The organism is Kaistia algarum (assembly GCF_026343945.1).
GTDB classification, from domain to species: domain Bacteria; phylum Pseudomonadota; class Alphaproteobacteria; order Rhizobiales; family Kaistiaceae; genus Kaistia; species Kaistia algarum.
Window position 1 is genome coordinate 101,110 of the sequence record NZ_JAPKNJ010000004.1, and the last position, 23,093, is coordinate 124,202.

25 protein-coding genes and 1 other RNA gene are annotated in these 23,093 nt (G+C 64.4%); 14 read left to right on the forward strand and 12 right to left on the reverse strand.

What is annotated here, in order from left to right; translation table 11 throughout:
• Positions 1–89 precede the first annotated feature (89 nt).
• The 5 genes from OSH05_RS22785 to OSH05_RS22805 form a co-directional block, all read right to left on the reverse strand.
• Complete coding sequence (locus tag OSH05_RS22785; protein WP_104220086.1) at positions 90–911, reverse strand: TIGR00282 family metallophosphoesterase; 822 nt, start codon at positions 909–911, stop codon at positions 90–92.
• A 16-nt stretch (positions 912–927) separates the two neighbouring features.
• Positions 928–1,515 carry a 5-formyltetrahydrofolate cyclo-ligase gene (locus OSH05_RS22790; RefSeq protein WP_104220085.1) on the reverse strand — a complete coding sequence of 196 codons (588 nt, stop codon included), beginning with the start codon at positions 1,513–1,515 and terminating at the stop codon, positions 928–930.
• A 46-nt stretch (positions 1,516–1,561) separates the two neighbouring features.
• Positions 1,562–1,719, reverse strand: a non-coding RNA gene (gene ssrS, locus OSH05_RS22795) — 6S RNA.
• Positions 1,720–1,788: 69 nt separating this feature from the next.
• Entirely contained in the window at positions 1,789–2,154 is a 366-nt protein-coding gene (locus OSH05_RS22800) for a cell division protein ZapA (protein ID WP_104220084.1), read from the reverse strand.
• Positions 2,154–2,438, reverse strand: a complete 285-nt coding sequence (locus tag OSH05_RS22805; RefSeq protein WP_104220083.1) for a DUF4164 domain-containing protein — start codon at positions 2,436–2,438, stop codon at positions 2,154–2,156. Before OSH05_RS22805 ends, OSH05_RS22800 begins: the two co-directional genes overlap by 1 nt.
• A 296-nt stretch (positions 2,439–2,734) precedes the next feature.
• Here OSH05_RS22805 and tkt point away from each other — a divergent pair, with 296 nt between their 5' ends.
• The 6 genes from tkt to OSH05_RS22835 all read left to right on the forward strand — a co-directional run bounded on the left by tkt (position 2,735) and on the right by OSH05_RS22835 (position 10,499).
• Complete coding sequence (tkt, locus tag OSH05_RS22810; protein WP_104220082.1) at positions 2,735–4,726, forward strand: transketolase; 1,992 nt, start codon at positions 2,735–2,737, stop codon at positions 4,724–4,726.
• An 86-nt stretch (positions 4,727–4,812) separates the two neighbouring features.
• Positions 4,813–5,820 carry a type I glyceraldehyde-3-phosphate dehydrogenase gene (gene gap / locus OSH05_RS22815; protein ID WP_104220081.1) on the forward strand — a complete coding sequence of 336 codons (1,008 nt, stop codon included), beginning with the start codon at positions 4,813–4,815 and terminating at the stop codon, positions 5,818–5,820.
• 84 nt (positions 5,821–5,904) lie between these two features.
• Positions 5,905–7,101 (forward strand): phosphoglycerate kinase, encoded by a 1,197-nt coding sequence (locus tag OSH05_RS22820; RefSeq protein ID WP_104220080.1) that lies wholly within the window; start codon positions 5,905–5,907, stop codon positions 7,099–7,101.
• 200 nt (positions 7,102–7,301) lie between these two features.
• Positions 7,302–8,333, forward strand: coding sequence for a class I fructose-bisphosphate aldolase (locus tag OSH05_RS22825; RefSeq protein WP_104220079.1), 1,032 nt, complete (start codon positions 7,302–7,304; stop codon positions 8,331–8,333).
• Between the two features lie 117 nt (positions 8,334–8,450).
• A complete protein-coding gene (locus tag OSH05_RS22830; protein WP_165801639.1) occupies positions 8,451–9,467 on the forward strand; it encodes a flagellar motor protein MotA in 1,017 nt (338 codons plus the stop codon).
• A gap of 3 nt (positions 9,468–9,470) precedes the next feature.
• Complete coding sequence (locus OSH05_RS22835) at positions 9,471–10,499, forward strand: peptidoglycan -binding protein (protein WP_104220078.1); 1,029 nt, start codon at positions 9,471–9,473, stop codon at positions 10,497–10,499.
• An 11-nt stretch (positions 10,500–10,510) separates the two neighbouring features.
• Here the strand turns inward: OSH05_RS22835 and OSH05_RS22840 are convergent, their stop codons facing one another.
• On the reverse strand, positions 10,511–12,298 hold the full coding sequence (locus tag OSH05_RS22840; RefSeq protein WP_104220180.1) for an ABC transporter transmembrane domain-containing protein: 1,788 nt from the start codon (positions 12,296–12,298) through the stop codon (positions 10,511–10,513).
• 237 nt (positions 12,299–12,535) lie between these two features.
• Here OSH05_RS22840 and rpmE point away from each other — a divergent pair, with 237 nt between their 5' ends.
• A complete protein-coding gene (gene rpmE, locus OSH05_RS22845) occupies positions 12,536–12,760 on the forward strand; it encodes a 50S ribosomal protein L31 (protein WP_104220077.1) in 225 nt (74 codons plus the stop codon).
• A gap of 227 nt (positions 12,761–12,987) precedes the next feature.
• On the opposite strand, the gene rcdA is transcribed toward rpmE, so the two are convergent.
• Complete coding sequence (rcdA, locus tag OSH05_RS22850; protein ID WP_104220179.1) at positions 12,988–13,512, reverse strand: protease adaptor protein RcdA; 525 nt, start codon at positions 13,510–13,512, stop codon at positions 12,988–12,990.
• 240 nt (positions 13,513–13,752) lie between these two features.
• Complete coding sequence (locus tag OSH05_RS22855; RefSeq protein ID WP_104220076.1) at positions 13,753–13,944, reverse strand: DUF1192 domain-containing protein; 192 nt, start codon at positions 13,942–13,944, stop codon at positions 13,753–13,755.
• A 96-nt stretch (positions 13,945–14,040) separates the two neighbouring features.
• Here OSH05_RS22855 and OSH05_RS22860 point away from each other — a divergent pair, with 96 nt between their 5' ends.
• From OSH05_RS22860 to OSH05_RS22870, 3 genes are all read left to right on the forward strand, one after another.
• Positions 14,041–15,042, forward strand: a complete 1,002-nt coding sequence (locus OSH05_RS22860; RefSeq protein ID WP_266352995.1) for an NAD(P)H-quinone oxidoreductase — start codon at positions 14,041–14,043, stop codon at positions 15,040–15,042.
• 58 nt (positions 15,043–15,100) lie between these two features.
• Positions 15,101–15,355, forward strand: a complete 255-nt coding sequence (locus tag OSH05_RS22865) for a DUF2171 domain-containing protein (RefSeq protein ID WP_104220075.1) — start codon at positions 15,101–15,103, stop codon at positions 15,353–15,355.
• Between the two features lie 620 nt (positions 15,356–15,975).
• Positions 15,976–16,698, forward strand: a complete 723-nt coding sequence (locus OSH05_RS22870) for a DUF1013 domain-containing protein (RefSeq protein ID WP_104220073.1) — start codon at positions 15,976–15,978, stop codon at positions 16,696–16,698.
• Positions 16,699–16,744: 46 nt separating this feature from the next.
• Here the strand turns inward: OSH05_RS22870 and OSH05_RS22875 are convergent, their stop codons facing one another.
• Positions 16,745–17,530 carry an SDR family NAD(P)-dependent oxidoreductase gene (locus OSH05_RS22875; protein ID WP_104220072.1) on the reverse strand — a complete coding sequence of 262 codons (786 nt, stop codon included), beginning with the start codon at positions 17,528–17,530 and terminating at the stop codon, positions 16,745–16,747.
• Positions 17,531–17,748: 218 nt separating this feature from the next.
• On the opposite strand from OSH05_RS22875, the gene rpsU reads away from it, so the two are divergent.
• The 4 genes from rpsU to OSH05_RS22895 all read left to right on the forward strand — a co-directional run bounded on the left by rpsU (position 17,749) and on the right by OSH05_RS22895 (position 19,891).
• Positions 17,749–17,979, forward strand: coding sequence for a 30S ribosomal protein S21 (rpsU, locus tag OSH05_RS22880; RefSeq protein WP_104220071.1), 231 nt, complete (start codon positions 17,749–17,751; stop codon positions 17,977–17,979).
• A gap of 150 nt (positions 17,980–18,129) precedes the next feature.
• Positions 18,130–18,984 carry a tetratricopeptide repeat protein gene (locus tag OSH05_RS22885; RefSeq protein ID WP_104220070.1) on the forward strand — a complete coding sequence of 285 codons (855 nt, stop codon included), beginning with the start codon at positions 18,130–18,132 and terminating at the stop codon, positions 18,982–18,984.
• Positions 18,985–19,136: 152 nt separating this feature from the next.
• Positions 19,137–19,439 carry a hypothetical protein gene (locus OSH05_RS22890; RefSeq protein WP_266352996.1) on the forward strand — a complete coding sequence of 101 codons (303 nt, stop codon included), beginning with the start codon at positions 19,137–19,139 and terminating at the stop codon, positions 19,437–19,439.
• Positions 19,440–19,456: 17 nt separating this feature from the next.
• The gene (locus tag OSH05_RS22895; RefSeq protein WP_104220068.1) at positions 19,457–19,891 is read left to right on the forward strand and encodes a hypothetical protein; all 435 of its coding nucleotides are present in this window, start codon (positions 19,457–19,459) and stop codon (positions 19,889–19,891) included.
• 84 nt (positions 19,892–19,975) lie between these two features.
• Here OSH05_RS22895 and OSH05_RS22900 read toward each other — a convergent pair whose 3' ends face one another.
• The 3 genes from OSH05_RS22900 to OSH05_RS22910 are packed head-to-tail and all read right to left on the reverse strand — an operon-like array spanning position 19,976 to position 23,062.
• A complete protein-coding gene (locus OSH05_RS22900; protein ID WP_104220067.1) occupies positions 19,976–21,382 on the reverse strand; it encodes an NAD(P)(+) transhydrogenase (Re/Si-specific) subunit beta in 1,407 nt (468 codons plus the stop codon).
• 10 nt (positions 21,383–21,392) lie between these two features.
• Complete coding sequence (locus tag OSH05_RS22905; RefSeq protein WP_104220066.1) at positions 21,393–21,884, reverse strand: proton-translocating transhydrogenase family protein; 492 nt, start codon at positions 21,882–21,884, stop codon at positions 21,393–21,395.
• A 2-nt stretch (positions 21,885–21,886) separates the two neighbouring features.
• On the reverse strand, positions 21,887–23,062 hold the full coding sequence (locus OSH05_RS22910; protein WP_104220065.1) for a Re/Si-specific NAD(P)(+) transhydrogenase subunit alpha: 1,176 nt from the start codon (positions 23,060–23,062) through the stop codon (positions 21,887–21,889).
• Between the last annotated feature and the right edge of the window lie 31 nt (positions 23,063–23,093).

The following is a 23,093-nucleotide window of genomic DNA, read 5'->3' on the forward strand; positions in this document are numbered from 1 at the left end:
ACTCCTGAGGCCACATCCGGCGAAATCGCGGACGAGCATTGGGTCGTTGGGGATGCGGGCGCCTCTCCCAACATGGAAGGCCGCCGCCGTCAACCCCAGAAGGGCGGCAGCCTCTGTTCGAGCACGCCGCCGATCGACAGCGGCGCAACCGCGAGCGCGAGGCCCGTGCTCTCGTCGATCTCGACCGCGACGCCGCACAAGGTCGCGGCGCCGGCGGCCGGCGTGAAGCGTCCCGACGGGATCTTCGTCAGGAAGCGGCGCACCGGTTCGTCCTTCTCCATGCCAAGAACGGAATCATAATCGCCGCACATGCCGGCATCCGACTGATAGGCGGTGCCGCCGGCCAGAATGCGGTGATCCGCGGTCGGCACATGCGTGTGCGTGCCGACGACCAGCGTCACCCGGCCATCCAGATGGTGGGCGACGGCCTGCTTTTCGCTGGTCGCCTCGGCATGAAAATCGACAACGATCGCGTCGGCCTGCTCGCCCAGCGGACAAGCGGAAACCTCGCGGTCGACCGCGGCAAATGGATCGTCGAGCGCGTCCATGAAGACCCGGCCCATGACATTGCAGACGAGCACATTCGCCCCATTGCGAGCCGAATAGAGATTGGCGCCGCGACCGGGCGTCCCGGCGGGAAAATTCGCCGGCCTCAGGAAACGTGGCTGCCGCTCGGCAAAGACCAACGCCTCGCGCTGGTCGAAGGCGTGGTTGCCGGTGGTGATGGCGTCGGCACCGGCATCGATCAGATCGGTGACGATTTCCTCGGTCATGCCGAAGCCGCCGGCGGCGTTCTCGCCATTGATCACTACGAAATCGAGCGAATAGCGGTCGATGAGGCCGGGGAGCAGAGCCGTGACGGCGGCACGGCCACTGCGGCCGACAATGTCTCCGAGGAACAAGAGGCGCAAGGAAGGCTCCGAACGATCAGCCGCGCGAGGGTGCCGCGATGAGTTCCCGCTCGGTGACGATAAAGTCGAGGGGAATGTCATGCGGCTCGAAGGGTATTCTTTCGACTTCCTGAGCCGCGAAGGCAAGGCCGACGAGACAGGGACGTCGTCCGGCATCGATCATCGCCGCAAGCGCGCGGTCATAATGGCCTTGGCCGTAGCCGATGCGATGGAGCGCACGGTCGAAGGCCGCGAGCGGCAGGATGACGAGATCCGGCACGATTTCGGGCGCGGTTTCGGGCGGGCCATAGGTTCCGAAGCCGGCCGGCACCAGCGGCTCGTCGGCTTCGTGGAGACGGAAGCGCAGCGTCGCACGGTCGACAAGTACCGGGAGCGCGATCGAGGCACCAGCCCGCCGCGCCGCCGCCAGGATCGGCTGCGGATCGACTTCGGAGCGGATCGGCCAATAGCCGGAGACGATACGGGGAGAAAGCCGGGCGAGCAGCGGCGCCGAGTGAACGGCAGCCGCTTCGGCCGCGTCCTGACGAAGCGAAACATCGATCGCATCGCGCCGCGCGAGCGCGGTGGCTCTCAGATCCGCCTTCAGGTTCGGCAAATCGCGCAAAAATCGGCGCCCATGGTCAGCAGGAAACAGCGCGGAGGGAAGAGGTGGCGACCCACGATGGGCCGATGGATTGATCGATCCCGGGAACCTACAGCGTAGGTGGGAGCCATGTATCCGGGCCCACGGGCCCAGTCAGGGACAGCCCCCGTTTGGATCGATAAGGCCCCGGGGAATTAGATATCCTGTCGGGCCGCGCAGTATCGCCGAGTCCGAATATAGGCGACGAGGCGACGGCATACCAGAGCGGATAGAAAAGCCGCCGGACAGGCCTCGTCAGCCGCCGCCTTCGCGCAGCTTCTGCGTCACGCCTTCGATCCGGCCGGCGACGTGCTCGATGGCGCGGGCGAAGCCGCCTTCGGCCTCTTCGAAGCGGGCGATCACCGCGGCCTTGGTTTCGTTGACGCCGGCGATCTCGGTCTCAAGCCTGCGGATCCGGCGATGCGCCTCGGCGAGTTCGTCGCCCATGGTCAGCGCCGACATGACGATGAGCCGCTGGTCGCCTATCTCGCCGAAACTGCCGCGAAGCTGCTCGATGACTTCGTTCAGACGGGCCGCGAGCCCCTCCAGATGGGGCTCCTGGCCGTCGTCGCAGGCCATCCGGTAGACTTTGCCATTAATGGTGACGTTGACCTGGGCCATCAGCCGGCTCCATCGCGATCAAGGACGCCGCGGATCGTCTCCATCGCCCCGACCAAGCGGCGGGAGACCTCCTGATTGGCCGATTCGAGACGCTCGGCCCGCGATTCCGCCGCGTCGACCGATTGGGCGAGGCGCGAACGGTCGAGGCCGATGCGCTGCAGTTCGCCTTCCAGTTCGGCGAGTTTGGCGTCGGCGCCGAGTCGATCCTCCACTACTCCCTCGAGGGCATCGAGGGCCGCCTGCAGGCGGCGCACGGCCCGGTCGATCGGCGAGGCGGAAGACATCTTGGCTTCTGGCGCTCCATGGCTGGCGCATCGAATCCGGCCATCGAGGCCGTGCGGCAGAGATTAGGCACCGGCCAAACCTCGCGTCAATGCGAGCAAGCCAGCGAAGAAATTGGCGAATTTCGTCCGTGCTTGGGACGTCAGCCTCCGGGGCCGCGCGATTGACTACCCTTCGCGACCTGATATTTGTCGCGTCGACCTTTCCCGACGGTCTCACGGCCTGGTGGCGTCCCGGAAACCGAAGCGGCTGGCTCAGGCCTGACAGCGGCCCCGGCCCTCTAGCGAAGAAGCGAACCATGACGGACACGGAACTCAACAAGCGCATGGCGAACGCTATTCGCGCGCTGGCGATGGATTCAGTCGAGAAGGCGAAGTCGGGCCATCCGGGCATGCCGATGGGCATGGCCGACGTGGCGACGGTGCTCTTCACCCGCTTCCTGAAATATGACGTCAAGGCGCCGCACTGGCCGGACCGCGACCGCTTCATCCTTTCCGCCGGCCACGGCTCGATGCTGCTCTATTCGGTGCTGAACCTGCTTGGCTCCGATGTCGTCACGATGGACGAACTGAAGCGCTTCCGTCAGCTCCACTCGAAGACCCCGGGCCATCCCGAGAATTTCGACACGGTCGGCGTCGAGACGACCACCGGCCCGCTCGGCCAGGGTCTCGCCATGTCGGTCGGCTTCGCGCTCGCCGAGCGCATGCTCGCCGCCGAATTCGGCAATGACATTGTCGACCACTACACCTACGTCATCGCGGGCGACGGCTGCCTCATGGAAGGCGTCAGCCACGAAGCGATCGACCTCGCCGGCCATCTGAAGCTCAATAAGCTGATCGTTCTCTTCGACGATAACGGCATCACGATCGACGGCCACACGGACCTCGCCACCTCGGTCGACCAGATCGCCCGGTTCAAGGCCTTCGGCTGGCATGCCGAACGCGTCGACGGCTTCGACCAGGACGCGGTCGCCGCCGCCATCGAGCGGGCCCGTCATTCCGACAAGCCCTCGCTGATCGCCTGCAAGACGATCATCGGCTATGGCGCCCCTACCAAGGCCGACAGCCACGCCTCGCATGGCTCCGCCCTCGGCGCCACCGAGATCGCCGGCGCGCGCGAGAAACTCGGCTGGCCGTATCCGCCCTTCGAGATTCCCGAGGATGTCGCCACGGGCTGGCATGAGGCCGCGCGGCAGTGGGTAGGAGCCCGGGAGGCCTGGGAGTCCAAGCTCGACGCGCTCGACCATGACAAGAAGTGGGAATTCAAGCGCCGCTTCGAAGGCGTGCTGCCCGGCAATTTCGAGGCAGCGGTTGAGGCCTATAAGCGCTCGCTCTCCGAGACAAAGCCGAATGTCGCCAGCCGCAAATCCTCGGAAATGGCGCTCGACATGCTGACGGCTGTCGTTCCGGAAATGGTGGGCGGCTCGGCAGATCTGACCGGGTCGAACCTTACGCGCGGCAAGCCGCAGAAGGCGTTGACCCCGGACGACTATTCCGGCCGCTACATCCATTACGGTATCCGCGAATTCGGCATGTCGGCGGCCATGAACGGCATTTCGCTGCATGGCGGCTTCCTGCCCTATGGCGGCACCTTCCTGGTGTTCAGCGACTATGCTCGCCCGGCAATCCGCCTTTCCTCGCTGATGGGAACGCGTGTCATCTATGTGATGACGCATGATTCGATCGGTCTCGGCGAAGACGGCCCGACGCACCAGCCGGTCGAACATCTGGCCGCGCTTCGTGCGATCCCGAACCTCCAGGTCTTCCGTCCAGGCGATGCCGTGGAAGTGGCCGAAGCGTGGCAGATCGCTCTCGAAAGCGCTCACAATCCCTCGCTTCTAGCCCTCTCGCGCCAGAATCTGCCGACCCAGCGCGTCGAGCATTCGTCCGAGAACAAGACAGCGAAGGGTGCCTACCTGCTCTCCGGCCCGGCCGAGGCGGACGTCACGATCTTCGCCACCGGTTCCGAGGTTGCGATCGCCATCGATGCCAAGGCCAAGATCGAGGCGGCCGGCCGCACGGCCCGCGTCGTGTCGGTCCCGTGCTTCGAATTGTTCGACAGGCAGGACGAGGCCTACAAAGCGGCAACCATTGGCACCTCGCCGGTCAAGCTCGCGATCGAAGCCGCCATCCGCCAGGGCTGGGACCACTTCATCGGCACGGACGGCATCTTCATCGGCATGAGCAGCTTCGGCGCCAGCGCGCCGATTGAGGCGCTCTACCCCTATTTCGGCATCACGGCCGAGGCGGCCGCCGATGCGGCGCTTGCGCGTCTGGCCTCGAACGCCTGAAACTGCGACAAATACGGCCGGGACGTTGGGGTTCCGGCCCCGGACACAGAGAGAAGGCGCTTGTTCGCGCCTCAAGGAGATCGACCATGGCGGTGCGGGTAGCAATCAATGGGTTTGGCCGGATCGGCCGCAACATTCTGCGGGCGATCGTCGAGTCGGGCCGTACCGATATCGAGGTCGTGTCGGTCAACGACCTCGGCCCAGTCGAGACCAACGCCCATTTGCTGCGCTTCGATTCGGTGCATGGCCGCTTCCCCAAGACGGTAGCCGTCGAGGGTGATTCGATCGTCGTCGACGGCAAGAAGATCCGTGTCACCGCGATCAAGGACCCCGCGACGCTGCCGCACAAGGAGCTCGATGTCGATATCGCGCTCGAATGCACGGGCATCTTCACCTCTCGCGACAAGGCGGCCGCGCATCTGACGGCTGGCGCCAAGCGCGTCATCGTCTCGGCTCCGGCCGACCACGCCGACTACACCGCCGTCTACGGCGTCAACGATAGCGGCCTGTCGAAGGACCATCTGGTCATCTCGAACGGTTCCTGCACCACGAACTGCCTGGCGCCGGTTGCCAAGGTTCTGCAGGAACTCGTCGGCATCCACCATGGCTACATGACGACGGTGCACTCCTACACCGGCGACCAGCCGACGCTGGATACGATGCACAAGGACCTCTACCGCGGCCGCGCCGCTGCGCTTTCCTCGATCCCGACCTCGACGGGCGCCGCCAAGGCGATCGGCCTGGTGATCCCATCGCTCAAGGGCAAGCTCGACGGCAGCGCGATCCGCGTGCCGACGCCGAATGTCTCGCTGATTGACCTCACCTTCGTCGCCGATCGCGCAACGACCAAGGAAGAGATCAATGCGGCGATGATCGCGGCGTCGGAAGGCGCGCTGAAGGGCGTGCTGGCTGTCACCGACCAGCCGAACGTCTCGCACGACTTCAACCACGACCCGCATTCGGCGACGTTCCACCTCGACCAGACCAAGGTCATCGACGGCACCTTCGTCCGCGTACTGGCCTGGTACGACAATGAGTGGGGCTTCTCGAACCGGATGGCCGACATGTCGGTCGCCCTCGCGAAGACGATCTGAAGCCAGCCCAATCGATAAGATCGGAGGCGGACACTCCTGCGCCGCCTCCGCCAATGCCCTGACCCGAGCGCGAGGAATCCAGCCATGACCAGCTTTCGCACCCTCGATGCCGCCGAATTCAAGGGCAAGCGCGTGCTCGTCCGCGTCGATCTGAATGTCCCGACCAAGGACGGCAAGGTTACCGATGATACGCGCATCCGTGCCGTGCTGCCGACGATCGAGGAGATCTCGAAAAAGGGCGGCAAGGTGATCCTGCTCGCCCATTTCGGCCGCCCCAAGGGTGAGCGGGTCAAGGAGATGTCGCTCGCCCCGGTGGCTCCGGTGCTGGAGCGACTGCTCGGCCGCGCCGTGGCCTTCGCGGATGACTGCATCGGCAACGACGCCGCCTCCGCCATTGCCAGGATGAGCGACGGCGACGTGCTGCTGCTGGAGAATACCCGCTTCCACAAGGGCGAGGAGAAGAACGATCCGATCTTCGTCTCCGCGCTGGCGGAACTCGGCGACCTCTATGTCGACGACGCCTTCTCGGCGTCGCATCGCGCCCATGCCTCGACCGAGGGCATCGCCCATATCCTGCCTGCCTATGCCGGCCGTTCCATGCAGGCCGAACTCGAGGCACTGGAGAAGGCGCTGACGGCGCCGAAGCGACCCGTGATCGCCATTGTCGGCGGCGCCAAGGTGTCGTCGAAGATCGACCTCCTGGAAAATCTCGTCACCAAGGTGGACGCTCTCGTCATTGGCGGCGGCATGGCAAACACATTCTTGAACGCCGAGGGCTACAATGTGGGCGCCTCGCTCTGCGAGAAGGACCTCGCCGACACGGCCCGCCGGATCCTGATCAAGGCCGAAGAGGCGAACTGCGCCATCATCCTGCCGGTCGACGCCAATGTTGCCTATCATTTCGAGGCCAATAGCCCGAGCCAGAACTACAGTGTCGAGGCTATACCCGCCGATGGCATGATCCTTGATGTCGGGCCGCAGTCGATCGAGCGCATCAAGGCCGCGATCGACGATGCGGCGACTGTGGTCTGGAACGGCCCGCTTGGCGCTTTCGAGCTGCGTCCGTTCGATATCGGCACCAATGAAGCGGCCCGTCATGCCGCGGCGCGCACCAAGGCAGGTCACCTGCTCTCGGTCGCCGGCGGTGGCGATACGGTCGCGGCGCTCAACCAGGCTGGCGTCGCCGACGACTTCTCGTATGTCTCGACGGCGGGTGGCGCCTTCCTCGAATGGCTCGAAGGCAAGGTGCTGCCGGGCGTCGAGGTTCTGAAGCGCAGCTGATCCAGTTTGCTGCGACGCACAACGGCCAACTGAGAGCCGTCGGGCCGATTTGTTTGTTCGGTCATGAAAATTAAACGTTGCAGGTGCTTAATCGACCAGCGACGTTTTATTTTGCAGTGCAAAATCTAACGTTGCGCGCTATCCCAAAACCGGTTGGCTTGGGCAGTCCGGCCATCTGACATTGGAAGAGATCGCCACGCATGACCGAAAGCCTGCAGGAAATCGCCCGTCGTCTGGTCTCGCCCGGCAAGGGCCTCCTGGCTGCCGACGAGAGTTCGAGCACGATCAAGAAGCGCTTCGACCAGATCGGCCTCACATCCACTTTCGACACGCGCCGCGATTATCGCGAGATGCTGTTCCGCGCCGACGAGGCGATGCAGAAGTATATTTCCGGTGTGATCCTCTACGATGAGACGATCCGCCAGAATGCTCAGGATGGAACGCCGCTCGTCGATATCATCAAGGCCGCCGGCTCGATACCCGGCATCAAGGTCGATGGCGGCGCCAAGCCCCTGCCCGGTTTCCCCGGGGAGACGATCACGGAAGGGCTGGACGGTCTCGACACTCGGCTTGCCGAATATCGCCGTCTCGGCGCCCGCTTCGCCAAGTGGCGCGCCGTGATCGCCATCGGCAAGGGCTTGCCGACGGAGGAGGCTATCCGGGCGAATGCCCAGGCTCTCGCCCGCTATGCCGGCCTCTGCCAGCAAGCCGGCATCGTCCCGATCGTCGAGCCGGAAGTACTGATGGACGGCGCCGAAGCGACGCATGACATCGCCCGTTGCGACGAGGTCACGCGGCAGACGCTTGACGTTGTCTTCGAGGAGCTCGTCCGCGCCCGCATCGATTTGACCGGCATGATCCTGAAGCCGAACATGATCGTTCCGGGCAAGGACAGCGGCCAGATCGTGACTGGCCAAGAAGTGGCCGAGCGTACGGTGGCGGTATTCCATGCGACGGTCCCGCACGCGGTTCCCGGCATCGCCTTCCTGTCCGGCGGCCAGGAAGGCGCCGAGGCGACGGAACGGCTGTCGCTCATGAACCAGATTCCGAACCTGCCCTGGAAGATCACCTTCTCCTTCGGGCGCGCGCTTCAGCATTCGTCGCTGGAAGCCTGGGGCGGCAAGTCGGAGAATGTCGCGGCCGGCCAGCGCGCCTTCCTGCATCGCTGCCATATGAACAGCCTCGCTGCCCTCGGCGAGTGGCAGCCGGAGCTGGAACGCCAGGCTGCGTGACACTAAACGGACGACGGCGCACAGAACTGCGGCGTCGTCCCCCTTTCTATCGTCAGCCAAATCACGCTAAACGTTAGGTCATCGGCAACCGATGCGAACCTGACCCAGCGGCGGACCATGGCAAGAGATTTCGATCCCTATAGGCTGGCCAGTCCGCAGGTGTATCTGTGGCGCATGATCATCTTCCTGATCATCGCCGCTTTTGTCGCCGTGATCCTGTATCGTCAGGTCTATGTCTCGTTCCTCGCCAATCCGGCGCTGAACGGGGTGATTTTCGCGGTGCTGTTCATCGGCATCTTGCTGGGTTTCCGGCAGGTCATCCGCATTTTCCCCGAAGTGCGCTGGGTCAATAATTTCCGCACCGCCGAACGTTCGGTGGAACTGGAGCGTCCACCGGTTCTGCTCGCGCCTATGGCGGCGATTCTCGGCGACCGCATCGGCCGCATGTCGATTTCGACGCAGACCATGCGCTCGGTGCTGGATTCGATCCTGATGCGCCTCGACGAGGACCGCGACACATCGCGGTACCTGACAGGCCTTCTCATCTTCCTCGGCCTTCTCGGCACATTCTGGGGCCTGCTGCAGACCGTTGGCGCCGTTGCCAACGCGATCGGCTCGCTGAACGTGGGTTCCGGCGACAGTGCGGTCATCTTCGAGGATCTGAAGGCGGGCCTGCAGGCGCCGCTGGCCGGCATGGGCACGGCGTTCTCGTCCTCGCTGTTCGGCCTCTCTGGCTCGCTGATCCTCGGCTTCCTCGATCTCCAGGCCGGCCAAGCCCAGAACAAGTTCTACACCGAGTTGGAGGACTGGCTCTCGACCGTGACCGACCTCGATCCTTCGATGATGGATGTTCGCGAGGGGACGAATTCGGGCGATGATCTGCGCGTCGCGATCGAGCGGCTGACCCAGGCCGTTCAGGAAGGCTCAACGCCGGGTCAGTCCGGCGGCTCGAACCAGCGCGCCACGACGGCGATGGCCAATCTGGCCGAGGGCATACAGGGCCTCGTGCAACATATGCGCTCCGAGCAGCAGGTCGTTCGCAGCTGGGTCGAACAGCAATCGGATCAGCAGCGCGAGATCCAGCAATTGCTGGAAGTCATTGCCCGGGCGCTCAAGCAACCTGCTGGAGAATAGACCTTGGCCGTGCGAGCCCGCCGCCGCGAGGCCAGAAGCGACGTCTGGCCAGCCTTTGTCGACGTTCTGTCCAATCTCCTGCTCGTCTTCATCTTTCTGCTGTCGATCTTCGCGCTCCTGCAATTTCTCCAGACGCGTGAGATCAGCGGCAAGGATACGGTGCTCAACCGTCTGAATTCGCAGATCGCCGAACTCACCGAATTGCTCGCCATGGAGCGCTCCGGCAAGCAGGAGCTGGCCAGCGAACTGGCCAATCTCCAGGCGAGCCTTACCGAGGCCCAGTCCGAGCGCGACAAGCTGAAATCGACGGCCGATTCCTCGTCGGCGGCGGCAAACTCGGCGGATGGGCAGATCGCCATCATCACCAAGGCGCTGGACAACGAGAAGGTCGTCTCGCAGAAGGCGCTGTCGCAGGTCGAGATCCTCAACCAGCAGATCGCGGCGCTGCGACGTCAGATCGCGGCTCTGGAAGAAGCCATCGGCGCATCGGAGAAGCGCGACCAGGAGAGCCAGACCCAGATTGCCGATCTAGGACGCCGGCTGAACGTCGCCCTTGCGCAGCGCGTGCAGGAACTCTCCCGCTACCGTTCCGATTTCTTCGGCCGCCTGCGCGAGATTCTCGGCAATCGTCCCGACATCCGCGTCGTTGGCGACCGTTTCGTGTTCCAATCCGAAGTGCTGTTCCCGTCCGGCTCGGACGAATTCAACACCGACGGCAAGGTGGAACTCGACAAGCTCGCTGATGCGATCAAGCAGCTTGAGGGAGAGATTCCGCCGGAAATCGCTTGGGTGCTGCGCGTCGATGGCCACACGGACGCCCGCCCGCTCTCGGGGACGGGGCGCTTCCGCAACAATTGGGAGCTTTCAGCCGCCCGCGCCATCGCCGTCGTGCGCTATCTGATCGATCGCGGTGTGCAGCCGACGCATCTAGTCGCGGCTGGCTTCGGCGAATACCAGCCGATCGAGCCGGGCGACAGCGACGAGGCCAACGCCAAGAACCGCCGCATCGAGCTGAAGCTCACCGAGCGATAGGAGAAGGCGGCTCAGGCCGCTTCGCTGCCAAATTGTAGCTCGGCGAGCCGCGCATAGAGGCCGGAGCGACGCACGAGTTCCTCATGCGTCCCCTCCTCAACGATCTCCCCGCCATCCATGACAAGGATCCGGTCGGCCTTGAGGATCGTCGCCAGCCGATGGGCGATCACGATCGTCGTGCGACCGGCCATCAGCCCATCGAGCGCCGTCTGCACGGCAACCTCGCTCTCCGCATCCAGCGCGCTCGTGGCCTCGTCGAGCAGCAGCACAGGGGCATCTTTCAGGATCGCGCGCGCAATTGCCAGGCGCTGGCGCTGGCCGCCGGAAAGCGTGACGCCGCGCTCGCCGAGTTCCGCATCATAGCCATCCGGCAAGGCGGAAAGGAATTCGTCGGCATGGGCCGCCACGGCCGCGGCGCGGATCTCGTCGCGGCTCGCATCCGCCCGCCCGAAGGCGATGTTCTGGGCGGCGGTGGCGGCGAAGATGATCGTGTCCTGTGGCACGACCGCGATCGAACGCCGCAGTTCGATCGGGTCGAGCTGGCGGATGTCGATGCCGTCGAACAGGATATTGCCCGACTGCGGATCGTAGAAGCGCAGGATCAGGTTGAAGAGCGTGCTCTTCCCCGCGCCAGAAGGCCCGACCACGGCGATCCGCTCGCCGGGAGCCACCGAGAAGCGGACGTCACGGATGGCAGCCTCGCGCCCGCTCTCGGGATAGGAGAACGAGACGCCAGTGAGCTCGATACGCCCCCGTGGAGACGCCCCGAGCGCCAGCGGCGTCGACGGCGCCGTCACGGAGGGCCGCTCCGCCAGAATCTCCGAAAGCCGCTCCGCGGCACCGGTCGCATTGGCGATATCGCCCCATACCTGGCTGAGCTCGCCCAGCGCTCCAGCGCCGATGACGGCGTAGAACAGGAACTGCCCCAGCGTGCCGGCGCTCATCCGGCCCGACAGCACGTCCTGAGCGCCCCACCAGAGTACGGCGACCATGCTGGCGAAGACGAGGAAGATGCCGAAGGCCGTAAGCGCCGCGCGCGCCGCCGTCGACTTCCGCGCCGCCTCGAACGCCTCATCCACCGAGCGCGCGAACCGGCTCGCGACCGATGCTTCGGCGGTGAAGGCCTGGACCGCGCGCATGGCGCCGATGGCCTCGCTGGCATAGGCGGAAGCGTCGGCGAGGCGATCCTGGGCCCAGCGCGAGCGGCTGCGCACCTTGCGGCCGAAGCCCACCAGTGGCAGCACGATGATCGGCAGGGCCAGCAGAACCAGGGCGGAAAGATGGGGACTGGTCACCACCATCATCGCCACGGCACCGAGGAACATGACGACGTTGCGAAGCGCGATCGAAACGTTGGCGCCCGCCACCGCCTTGATCTGCGTCGTGTCGGCAGTCAGCCGCGAAGTGATCTCGCCCGAGCGGTTGCGGTCGAAATAGTCGATGCCGAGGGCCGTCAAATGGCGGAAGACGTCGGCGCGCAGATCCGCCACGACGCGCTCGCCGAGCCAAGTCACGAAGTAAAAACGGAGGCTCGATGCGGCCGCCAGCACGGCGACGACGCCGATCAGGCCGATGAAATAGGTGTTGATGGCACCGGCATCGTCGGCGTTGAAGCCGTGGTCGATCATGCGGCGGATCGCTAGCGGCACGGTGAGGGTCGCCAAGGCGGCGGCAATGAGGGCGACGCCCGCGCCGGCAAGCTGCGCCTTGTAGCGCAGCAGATAGGGGAGCAACATCGCGAGTGGGCGCAGCGACTTGCGGCGCTGCGGCTTGTCCTGCTCCACACTGCGATCCGTCATCGTCGGGCACTCCATTCCGCGCCCGTCATAGAGCATTCCGGCGTAGTTGCACGCCAGGGCTCCGCTTTTCAAGGCGGGCGTGGGGTCTTGTGCCAAACCGAGGGGTGGGCTATATCGTCGCCCCGACGAGCGGCCGGTCGCGGCGCGCTGCGATTACCCATTGATCCGGCGACAGGATAACCCTCGGTGAGGGTACGGCCTGACGGTCCGAAAGACCGAGCCACCGAGGACCGAACGATGAAGCAGAACATCCATCCCGACTACCACACGATCAAGGTCGTGCTGACGAACGGCACCGAGTACACGACCCGTTCGACCTATGGCTCCGAGGGCGCGACCCTCAATCTCGATATCGATCCGTCGACCCATCCGGCCTGGACCGGCGGCAGCCAGACGCTGCTCGACCGTGGTGGCCGCGTGTCGCGCTTCAACAACAAGTTCAAGGGTTTCATCGGCGGCTAATTCGCCCCTGCCCTTTCGACAGACAAGAAACCCCGGTCTCGCACCGGGGTTTTTGCTTTTGTGCAGACGGAGATCGATCCAGCAGGTTCACCCAGCAGGGTCACGCGGATACGGCGCTCACCAGGAAAGCGGCGCGAACATGTGCGGCGCGAGCAACGCGCGGCAGACGGACCTACATCCGTTTGATCAGAAATGGCAGAGCACGGGCCACCAGGGCCGAAACAGGCTCAGGTGCCGCCAAAGGCCCTGGCAAGCCGGCCGAACTGGCGATTGACCTGATTTTCGACCTCGTCGTCGAAGGGAGCGAGACCGTACAGGGCGTCATCCAGGTGCACAACGCGCTCCTGAAGCCGAATCGAGCGCTCAATGAGGCTGCGCAGCTTCAACGGCAGATCGTCCCAGCCAGCGCCCTGTGTCTGCGTGCCGAAACCGCGCAGGCGGACCTTGGACTTCTCCTGGAGCGCCTGCTCCGTCGTCATCTCGCCGTCATTGACGGCGCGCTGCAGCAACAGCCAGGATGCGATCTGCATAAGGCGCGTGGTGAGGCGCATCGATTCGGTCGCATAAGAAAGCGAACCGCCGCGCGATAGATCCCGCGATTCGGTGCGCCCGTCGCCGTCCAGATAGGCAGCCGTCTCCTCGACGAGGGCCATGCCCTCGCGGAACAGTGCCTTGAACGTTTCGGAATGAGCGAAGCGCTGCCCGAACACGATCGGCGATCCGGCCTCCTCGTTCGACGCTTCGCTCGACATCGACGCCATCTCCCGCACCCTCGCTGTTCGCCTCAGCGGCGAACGCCAGCCGCGCGCCCTGATTCGGCGCACCCCAAACAGGAAAGCGCCAACGATGGACCTTATAGTTCAACCAACGATCGCCCTGAAGAGGCCGGGCCACCACGGGGCCGATCTTGTTATGATTTGCCTCGATAATCTTTTGTTAGGGTTAATGGACGTCATCGCGCCGCACGCCGACAGGCGACGAATCGCGTTCCCTCAGCTTTTGAAGAAGGCCGAAGCTGCGACGCGCGACGCGGACTTCGAGTGATGCGCCTCGCGCAACCGGATGATTTCGGCTTCGAGCAACGCGATGCGAAGCTCGATCTCCTCCAGCGAAAGGGCAGAGAGATCCTCGCCAAGCGTATGAGGCTTGGGCCTTTGAACCGGCGGGTCTTCGAAGAGAGCCATTCGGGTCTCCTTTCCGTGACTGGTCTGTCTGACGAAAATCTAGCAGACATGGGCGCGACTTCCATCGCAGCGGATGACATCGAAGGAGTATGGCCCATGTCGGAACTGCCGCAGGAGATGACGGTCATCGCGATTTCGCAGCCCGGGCCACCGGAAATGTTGAAACCCGAGCGACGTCCCCTCCCCCTGTTACAGGATGGCGAGATCCTGATCGAAGTGGCCGCGGCCGGCGTCAACCGGCCGGATGTCATGCAACGCCAGGGCCTCTACCCGCCGCCGAAAGGCGCTTCCGATCTGCCCGGCCTCGAGGTTTCAGGCCGTGTGGTACAGACCGGCGGCAGCGCTGCCCGCTACCGACCCGGCGATATGGTCACGGCGCTCGTCCCCGGCGGCGGCTATGCCGAATATGTGGCCGTGCACGAAACGAACGCTCTTCCGGTGCCGACAGGCCTGTCGCTGGTCGAGGCAGCCGCATTGCCGGAGACTTTCTTCACGGTCTGGCACAATGTGTTCGAGCGCGGCGGCCTCAAGGCCGGCGAATATCTCCTGGTCCATGGCGGCTCGTCCGGCATCGGTACGACGGCCATCCAGCTCGGCCGCGCCTTCGGCGCCAAGGCGATCGTGACGGCCGGATCCGCTGAAAAATGCGCCGCCTGCCTCGATCTCGGTGCCGTCCGCGCCATCGACTATCATCAAGAGGATTTCGTCGAGGCTGTCCGCGAGGCGACCGGCGACCACGGGGCCGACGTCATTCTCGATATGGTCGGGGGAGACTATATCGAGCGAAACCTGAAGGCCGCCGCCCCGGACGGGCGAATTGTGCAGATCGCCTTCCAGCGCGGTTCGACCGCGACGATCGACTTCCGGAGCCTGATGCTGAAGCGCCTGACGCTGACCGGCTCGACACTCCGCCCGCGGCCCATTGCCTTCAAGGCTGGGATCGCCAAGGCGCTGGAGCAGCATGTCTGGCCACGCCTCGCCTCCGGCGAGATCCGCCCCCGCATCGACGCCGTCTTTCCGCTTATCGAGGCGTGGAAAGCGCATCGGCGCATGGAGGAACAGGGTCACATCGGCAAGATCATGCTCAAGGTGCGGTGAAACTCTGCTGAACCAACCGACCCTGCCGGCATTGAGCGAGCAGAGAAGGAGTTCACTCATGGTAGAGATCGACAAGATCCGCGAGAAGATGGCGGTCGTCGACGCACGCGGCAATCATCTGGGCACGGTGGCACGAGTCGAAGGTGATCGTGAGATCAAGCTTATGCGTACTGATTCGCCCCATGGTCTGCATCACTACATTCCGCTCGACTGGGTTCAGGCCGTTGACGGTAGCGTCCGCCTACGGCAGGGCGGTTCCAAAATGCAGGCGATCGAGACTAAGCACCACAAATATCGATCAAATTCGACTTAAGACGAGGCAAGATGTCGGTCGAAGCCGGTGCTCTATCCAGGAATTTCCGCACAGTCCTTTGCGGCGGGATGTCGGTCGAGACGTGGTTTTTCTTCTTGGGCCCGGAAAAATGAATTAGACTGAGGATGCAAGTTGCGAGGCATTGGAGGAAATGATGCAACGCCAAAATACCTGGATCTGGATCATAGTCGCGATCATCGTAGTGGTGATCGCATGGTTCTGGTGGAGTTCGAGCAAGACCGTAGCGCCGCCTCCGCCGGCGACGACGGAACAGCCAGCCCCGGCTCCCGCAGCGCCGGCTCCCGCGCCTGCAACTCCGGCACCCGCTCCGGCTGAACCGGCAACCCCGGCACCGGCACCGGCTGAGCCGGCGGCTCCCGCACCGGCTGCTCCCGCTGCCCCGGCTCCGGCGAACCCGTAAAGCCGATAACGCTTAGCCGACGGACCGGCCGTGGCGATGGTCACGGCCGGTCTTTCACAAGGCATGGAGCACAGCCGGTTCCGCGCAAAGCAACGTTTGATTTGCCGCGTCCGTCAGCCTATATAGCCGTCCATCCCCGTCAAATGACGATCGACTGGCTACGTCGGATGCAGGTCCGGCGAGCGCTCAGGAGAGATTTATGTCCACCACCCCGCTGATGCCCAAGGCCACTGCCGTCTGGCTCGTCGAGAACACATCGCTCGGCTTCGATCAGATCGCCGAGTTTTGCCGGCTGCATCCGCTTGAGGTGAAGGCGATCGCCGATGGCGAAGCGGCGCAGACCATCAAGGGTCTCGACCCGGTGCTGACCGGTCAGCTGACCCGCGAGGAAATCGACAAGGCCCAGCGCGACCCGTCCTATCGGCTGAAGGTCGCCGAGACCAAGGTCCGCATTCCTGTCCAGAAGCGCAAAGGGCCGCGCTATACGCCCGTGTCGCGCCGGCAGGATCGCCCGAACGCTATCCTCTGGCTCCTTCGCAACCATCCTGAACTCAAGGATGCTGCGATCATGCGCCTTGTTGGCACCACCAAGCCGACGATTGATTCCATCCGTGGCCGCAGCCACTGGAATTCGACCAATCTGGCGCCGATGGACCCGGTGACGCTCGGCCTTTGCTCGCAGATCGATCTCGACTTCGAGGTCGACAAGGCGGCCAAGAGCCTGCCGCCGCGCGAGCCGGGCGCCGAAGGCGATACGCTGCTGCGCGCGGAGGAGACAACGGCATCCGATGCGCTCGCCTCGGCGGCGCTTCGTTCCTACCGGACAGAAGAGCCGAAGGAGGAAGAACTCGACGCCGACGCCGTCTTTGCCAAGCTCAAATCCCTCAAGGGCCCGGTCGACGACGAAGACGACGGTCTCTGAGCCCCCTGTCAACGCCGGCGCCGGCACTACGCCGGCGCGCAGCGCCCTACTCCTTCACCGGCACCGTATAGTTCAGAGGCATCCGGCCACCATCGGCATAGATGGTCTGGCCGGTAATGTAGCTGGCATCGTCCGAAGCCAGGAAGGCCGCGATTGCCGCGATCTCGGACGGCTCGCCGATACGTCCGAGCGGCGTGCGCGACAGAAGTCGCCGCCGCGCATCGGGATCATGGTTGACGCTCGCCAGGATATCCGTGGCGATCGAGCCCGGTCCGATCGCATTGACGCGGATTCCATACGTCGCGAGTGACACCGCCATGGATTTGGTCAGCTGGTTGATGCCTCCCTTGGAGACCGTATAGGGCACCTGGTTCGGCAGGCCGAACACAGCATTGACCGAAGACATGTTGACGATCGCGCCGGGTGTTCCACCTTCGCCGATCTGCTTGACCATCTGCCGCGCCGCCGCCTGGCCGCAGAGGAAAAACCCCTTCAGATTGACGCGCAGCACACGGTCGAAGTCTTCTTCCGTGACATCAAGGAAATCGGCCCCGGCGACGATGCCAGCATTGTTCACGAGGATGTCGATCGAGCCACCAAAGGCGAGGCTCGCCGCCGTCAGATTGTCGACTTCGTCGCGATTGCCGACATCAACGCGCACGAAGCGGCAAGCCCCCAGTTCGCCCAGCGCCTGAACGGCTTCGGAGCCCCGATCCTCGTCGATATCGGCGATGACGACCCGTGCGCCCTCCTCAAGGAAGCGCTCGGCGATCGCATAGCCTATGCCCTTGGCAGCTCCGGTGACGACGGCGACCTTGTTGGTCAGTTTCAATTCGCTTCCGCTCCTCTTCACAATAGTCGATGCTTACCCCTATTCGGGCCGAAAACACAGAAAAAGCCCGGGTTGGGCGACCACGCTGCTTTGACAGTCCTTTGATACATCTGCTATGAGAGCGGCCGGAATTGGATCGGCCGAGCTGCGGGTGCGCCTGCTGCCGCGTCGGTACGCTCGGAACCCAACTGGATTTGCAAGAAACAGGACGCAACCGCGTGCAGATACTCGTTCGCGACAACAACGTCGATCAGGCCCTGAAGGTCCTCAAGAAGAAGATGCAGCGCGAAGGCATCTTCCGTGAAATGAAGCTGCACGACTTCTACGAGAAGCCGTCGGTCAAGCGCGCCCGTGAGAAGGCGGAGGCTGTCCGCCGCGCCCGCAAGCTGGCTCGCAAGAAGGCCCAGCGTGAGCTCGGCATCGTCGCTGCGCCGAAGGCCAAGCACTGAGTTGCTGCCGGGCCCAGGCCCGGCGCCATGCTTTCGCCTGTCTGTTGTTGGAATATGGGGGTGACGAAGCGGCGTCTGCCGGGTTCGTTGCCCTTTGTTGTCTTGTGCCCCCTGCCCTTGCGGTCGTGGGCGCGTTCGAGGAGCCCTTCGATGAAGCCCGCGGCACATCCTGGCCCCGACGCACGCCATGCAATGATCTCCGGACGCTGGCTTGCCGCCACCGCCGGCCTTCTGCTTCTCGCCGGCTGCCAGTCCACCGGGATTAATGACGCCGAAGGCGACATCGATCCGGCCACCGGCTCGGCGGCGAATATCAATTCTCTTTCGGCCGTGGTGGCGCAGAATTCCGGCGACGCTTCGAGCTACAATGTTCGCGGCACCGCCTTCGGACGCTCCGGCCGATATGAGGAAGCGCTCGCCGACTTCACCCAGGCGATCAAGCTCAATCCGGGCTTCTACCAGGCCTATTCGAACCGGGCACTGGTCGAGCGGCGGCTGAAGCAGGACGGACAGGCGCTCGCCGACTACAATATGGCGATCCAGATCAACCCGAACTATGCCGAGGCCTATGTCGGGCGCGGCAATCTCTATCGTTCGCAGAATCAGGTCGATCTCGCCGTCGCCGACTTCACCAAGGCGATCGAACTCGAGCCCACCGATCCCAAGGCCTACCAGAATCGCGGCCTCATCTATCAGAGCCAGAATCGCCAGGAAGACGCTATCCAGGACTTTACCGCCGCGATGGCGAACGCGCCGGCCTCGACCGAGCCCTATCTTTCGCGCGGCCTCTCCTATCTCGTGACCGGCGACTACAAGGCGGCGCTCGACGATTTCAACATCGTGGTCAAGCGCGACAAGGGATCCTACGAAGGCTGGACCGACCAGGGCCTGGCGCTGGAAAAGCTGGGCGAACGCGACAAGGCCTTCGCGGCGTTTGCCCATGCCTCGGCGCTCAACCCCAACTACGCCCCGGCGCGCGACGGCATGCGGCGGACGGCGAAGTAGGCGAACGAGATTCTCGTATAAAATCCTTATTCGATGTCGTCCGAACGGATGCGCGCGTGGCTTGCTATGCGCCGGCCGGCACCCTAGTCTCGCCCGGTCTTAACCAGCATCGGAGTGAGGGGATGCGGCATTTGATAGCCGGATCGATGCTCTTGGTCGCCGCCGTGACGGGCATGGCGGCTCCTGAGCTCGCATACGCGAAGAACGGACAGAACGCAGCAGCCATCATCGGCGGCGTTGCGGGATTTGCCCTCGGCGCCGCAGCGATGTCGGCGGCATCCAGCGATTATCGCTATCAGGATCAATATGTTCCCCCGCCTCCTCCGCCGCCGCCTCCCCCGCGCTATATGGCGCCGTTCAGCCCGGCGGGCGGGGTCGTCTGCTATCCGCAGCAGCGCGCTTGCTACAACGACGCCGGCAACTACCTGCCGAGCTGGTCCAGCCGCGTTTTCTGAAGCGAGGGCATGAAACCGTGAAGCACAAACTCGCACTCGCGATCGGCCTCGCCGCATCGCTTTTCGCCGCCACCGCCGCAGCTCGCGCGGATGAACTGGAAGGCAGCTTCGTCCGCGAGCACGCGGAAGAAATGCTCGAAGGCGCGCTCACCGCAGAGCAGGCCGATTCGCTGCAACTCATCGCCTATCAGGTTGCCGCAGCGGCGGCCTGTGACGGCGTCGATCTCGATCCGGCCAAGTTCGAAGCCGCTTTCGCGACCCTGACGCCGATCGGGGCCGACAAGATGACGGATCCGCAGAAGGCCTATTTCGACAAGCATCTTCTGGTCGTCTACGGCGTCATGGTCGGCGGCGCGCTCGCGATCTTCTCCGACGACACCGCCGCCAAATGCGACATAGCCCGCGCGGCCAAGGCCGATCCGGCCATGACCAAGACCCTGGTCTGGAAATAACGCCACATCGGATTGTGGCGGCGCGGCAAGAAAAAGGGGCGGCCCCATGGGCCGCCCTTTTGATTCTGCGTTTCCGATGGCGGATCAGCCCAGCGACTTGACGATGTTCTCGACCATTTTCTTCGCGTCGGCGAAGAGCATCATCGTGTTGTCGCGGAAGAACAGTTCGTTCTCGACGCCGGCATAGCCCGAGCCCATGCCGCGCTTGATGAAGAGGACCGTTCCCGCCTTCTCGACATCGAGGATCGGCATGCCGAAGATCGGCGACTTCGGGTCGGTCTTTGCGGCCGGGTTGGTCACGTCATTGGCGCCGATGACGAAGGCGACGTCGGCCTGCGCGAACTCCGAATTGATGTCCTCAAGTTCGAAGACTTCGTCATAGGGCACGTTCGCCTCGGCAAGCAGCACGTTCATGTGCCCCGGCATACGGCCCGCCACCGGGTGGATGGCGTATTTGACCTCGACGCCCTCGGCCTTGAGCTTGTCGGCCATTTCGCGCAGCGCATGCTGCGCCTGCGCCACCGCCATGCCGTAACCCGGCACGATGATGACCTTGGACGCGTTCTTCATGATGAAGGCCGCATCCTCGGCCGAACCCTGCTTGACCGGGCGCTGCTCGACCGCGCCGCCCGTTGCCGGACCGCCGGTCTCGCCGCCGAAGCCGCCGAGGATCACGGAGATGAAGGAGCGGTTCATCCCCTTGCACATGATGTAGGAGAGGATCGCGCCGGACGAACCCACCAGCGCGCCGGTCACGATCAGCGCCGTATTGCCGAGCGTGAAGCCGATGCCCGCCGCCGCCCAGCCCGAATAGGAGTTCAGCATCGAGACGACGACCGGCATGTCGGCGCCACCGATCGGGATGATCAACAGGCCGCCGAAGACGAGGCTGGCGATCACGATCAGCCAGAACACCGCATGGCTCTCGGTCATCGTCAGCGCCACGATCAGCGCCACGATCAGCAGAGCGAGACCGGCATTGATGACATGACGCGCGGGCAGCAGGATCGGCTTGCCCGACATGTTGCCGTTGAGCTTGGCGAAGGCGATGACCGAGCCGGTGAAGGTGATCGCGCCGATGGCGACGCCGAGGCTCATCTCGACCAGCGCCTGGCCGTGGATCGAGCCGATCTCGCCAATGCCGAAGGCGGACGGCGCATAGAGCGCGGCAGCGGCCACCATCACAGCGGAGAGACCGACCAGCGAGTGGAACGCCGCGACGAGCTGCGGCATCTGCGTCATGGCGATGCGGCGCGCGGTGATCGCGCCGATGCCGCCGCCGATGGCGATGCCGACGATGATCAGCCCCCAGGCGAGCGGGCTCGATGGCGCGGCGAGCACCAGCGTGGTCAGGATGGCGATACCCATGCCGACCATGCCGTAGATGTTGCCCTGGCGCGAGGTCGCCGGGCTCGACAGCCCGCGCAGCGCCATGATGAACAGGACGCCCGAAACGAGGTAGAGCAGCGCCGTAATGTTCGCGATTGTCATCGGCGCATCCTCACTTCGTCTTCTTCTTGTACATGGCGAGCATGCGAGAGGTGACGAGGAAGCCGCCGAAGATGTTGACGCTCGCCAGTATCAGGCCGACGAAGCCGAAGCCTTGCGCCCAGGCATGACCCGAAGCCGAGGCCGCATCGGCCGCCTCGACGCCAACCGCAAGCAGCGCGCCGACGACGATCACCGAGGAGATGGCATTGGTCACGCTCATCAGCGGCGTATGCAGCGCCGGCGTCACCTGCCAGACGACGTAGTAGCCGACGAAAATCGCCAGCACGAAGATCGATAGACGGAAGACGAACGGGTCGATCGCACCACCGCTGACGGCATGAGCCACGGCTCCAGCGACATCGCCCATGCCGCCACCACCGGCTTGAGCAGCGTACATATGCGCGGCAGTCGCGGCTTCCTGGGCGGCGTTGGCCGCGGCGGTCGCGGCATCGGCGGCCGCCTGCGCGGCGCTCGCTGCCTGATCGGGCGTCAGATTGGCCATGGTCAGTTTGCCCCTTCAGCGGCGACGAGGATTTCCTTCGGCTCTTCCTTGGGCGCAAAAGCCGGATGCACGACCTTGCCGTCCCGCGTCAGAACCGTCGCCTTGACGAGTTCGTCGTCCCACTTCACGGCCAGCGCCTTGGTGTTCTTGTCGATCAGCGTCTCAAGGAACGAATAGAGGTTCTTGGAATAGAGCTGCGAAGCGGTCGCGGCGATGCGTCCGGCTACGTTCAGATGGCCGACGATCTTCTTGCCGTCGACGATCGCCACTTCTCCAGCCTTCGAGCCTTCGACATTGCCGCCGCGCTCAACCGCCAGATCGACCAGCACCGAGCCGGGCTTCATCGAGGCGACCATCGCAGCCGAGATCAGCTTCGGCGCGGCGCGTCCGGGGATCAGCGCCGTCGTGATGACGATATCCTGCTTCTTGACGTGTTCGGCGACGAGCGCCGCCTGCTTGGCCTGATATTCGGCCGACATCGGCTTGGCATAACCGGCCGCCGTCTCGGCCTGCTTGAATTCCTCGTCCTCGACGGCGACGAACTTCGCTCCGAGACTCTCCACCTGCTCTTTCGCCGCAGGGCGAACGTCGGTCGCAGTGACGACCGCACCGAGGCGGCGGGCAGTCGCGATCGCCTGCAGGCCAGCAACGCCGGCGCCCATGACGAAGACGCGCGCCGCCGGAACCGTGCCAGCCGCCGTCATCATCATCGGCAGCGCGCGGTCATATTCCGACGCGGCATCGATCACCGCCTGGTAGCCGGCGAGGTTCGCCTGGCTGGAGAGGACGTCCATGACCTGTGCGCGGGTGATGCGCGGCATGAACTCCATGGCAATCGCCGTGACGCCGGCTCCGGCCATGGCGCGGACGTCGTCCTCGTGGCCGTAGGGATCCATCGTCGCGACGACGAGCGCACCAGCCTTGTACGCGGGAAGCTCGGAAGGCGCCGGTCGGCGCACCTTCAGCACGATGTCCGCATCGGCAAGCGCCGCGGCGGCGTCCGGAGCGATCGTCGCGCCGGCGGCCGCATATTCCGCGTCGGGAATGCGCGAGGCGAGCCCGGCACCCGCCTGAACAGCGACATAGGCCCCGAGCGCGATGAACTTCTTGACGGTTTCGGGCGTGGCGGCGACGCGGCTCTCTACCGCGTCAATTTCCGCAGGTACACCAATCTTCATGGCGTTTCCTCGAGGGTGCGCGCGCTCACGG

Bases quoted from the DNA above. Each gene is read 5' to 3' on its own strand.
- OSH05_RS22870 (WP_104220073.1), top strand. From the start codon at position 15,976: ATGTCCACCACCCCGCTGATGCCCAAGGCCACTGCCGTCTGGCTCGTC.
- OSH05_RS22885 (WP_104220070.1), top strand. From the start codon at position 18,130: ATGAAGCCCGCGGCACATCCTGGCCCCGACGCACGCCATGCAATGATC.
- rpmE (WP_104220077.1), top strand. From the start codon at position 12,536: ATGAAGCAGAACATCCATCCCGACTACCACACGATCAAGGTCGTGCTG.
- OSH05_RS22840 (WP_104220180.1), bottom strand. From the start codon at position 12,298: ATGACGGATCGCAGTGTGGAGCAGGACAAGCCGCAGCGCCGCAAGTCG.
- OSH05_RS22800 (WP_104220084.1), bottom strand. From the start codon at position 2,154: ATGGCCCAGGTCAACGTCACCATTAATGGCAAAGTCTACCGGATGGCC.
- gap (WP_104220081.1), top strand. From the start codon at position 4,813: ATGGCGGTGCGGGTAGCAATCAATGGGTTTGGCCGGATCGGCCGCAAC.
- OSH05_RS22865 (WP_104220075.1), top strand. From the start codon at position 15,101: ATGGTAGAGATCGACAAGATCCGCGAGAAGATGGCGGTCGTCGACGCA.
- rcdA (WP_104220179.1), bottom strand. From the start codon at position 13,512: ATGTCGAGCGAAGCGTCGAACGAGGAGGCCGGATCGCCGATCGTGTTC.
- OSH05_RS22910 (WP_104220065.1), bottom strand. From the start codon at position 23,062: ATGAAGATTGGTGTACCTGCGGAAATTGACGCGGTAGAGAGCCGCGTC.
- OSH05_RS22830 (WP_165801639.1), top strand. From the start codon at position 8,451: ATGGCAAGAGATTTCGATCCCTATAGGCTGGCCAGTCCGCAGGTGTAT.
- OSH05_RS22820 (WP_104220080.1), top strand. From the start codon at position 5,905: ATGACCAGCTTTCGCACCCTCGATGCCGCCGAATTCAAGGGCAAGCGC.
- OSH05_RS22825 (WP_104220079.1), top strand. From the start codon at position 7,302: ATGACCGAAAGCCTGCAGGAAATCGCCCGTCGTCTGGTCTCGCCCGGC.
- tkt (WP_104220082.1), top strand. From the start codon at position 2,735: ATGACGGACACGGAACTCAACAAGCGCATGGCGAACGCTATTCGCGCG.
- OSH05_RS22900 (WP_104220067.1), bottom strand. From the start codon at position 21,382: ATGACAATCGCGAACATTACGGCGCTGCTCTACCTCGTTTCGGGCGTC.
- OSH05_RS22905 (WP_104220066.1), bottom strand. From the start codon at position 21,884: ATGGCCAATCTGACGCCCGATCAGGCAGCGAGCGCCGCGCAGGCGGCC.
- OSH05_RS22805 (WP_104220083.1), bottom strand. From the start codon at position 2,438: ATGTCTTCCGCCTCGCCGATCGACCGGGCCGTGCGCCGCCTGCAGGCG.
- OSH05_RS22855 (WP_104220076.1), bottom strand. From the start codon at position 13,944: ATGGCTCTCTTCGAAGACCCGCCGGTTCAAAGGCCCAAGCCTCATACG.
- OSH05_RS22860 (WP_266352995.1), top strand. From the start codon at position 14,041: ATGTCGGAACTGCCGCAGGAGATGACGGTCATCGCGATTTCGCAGCCC.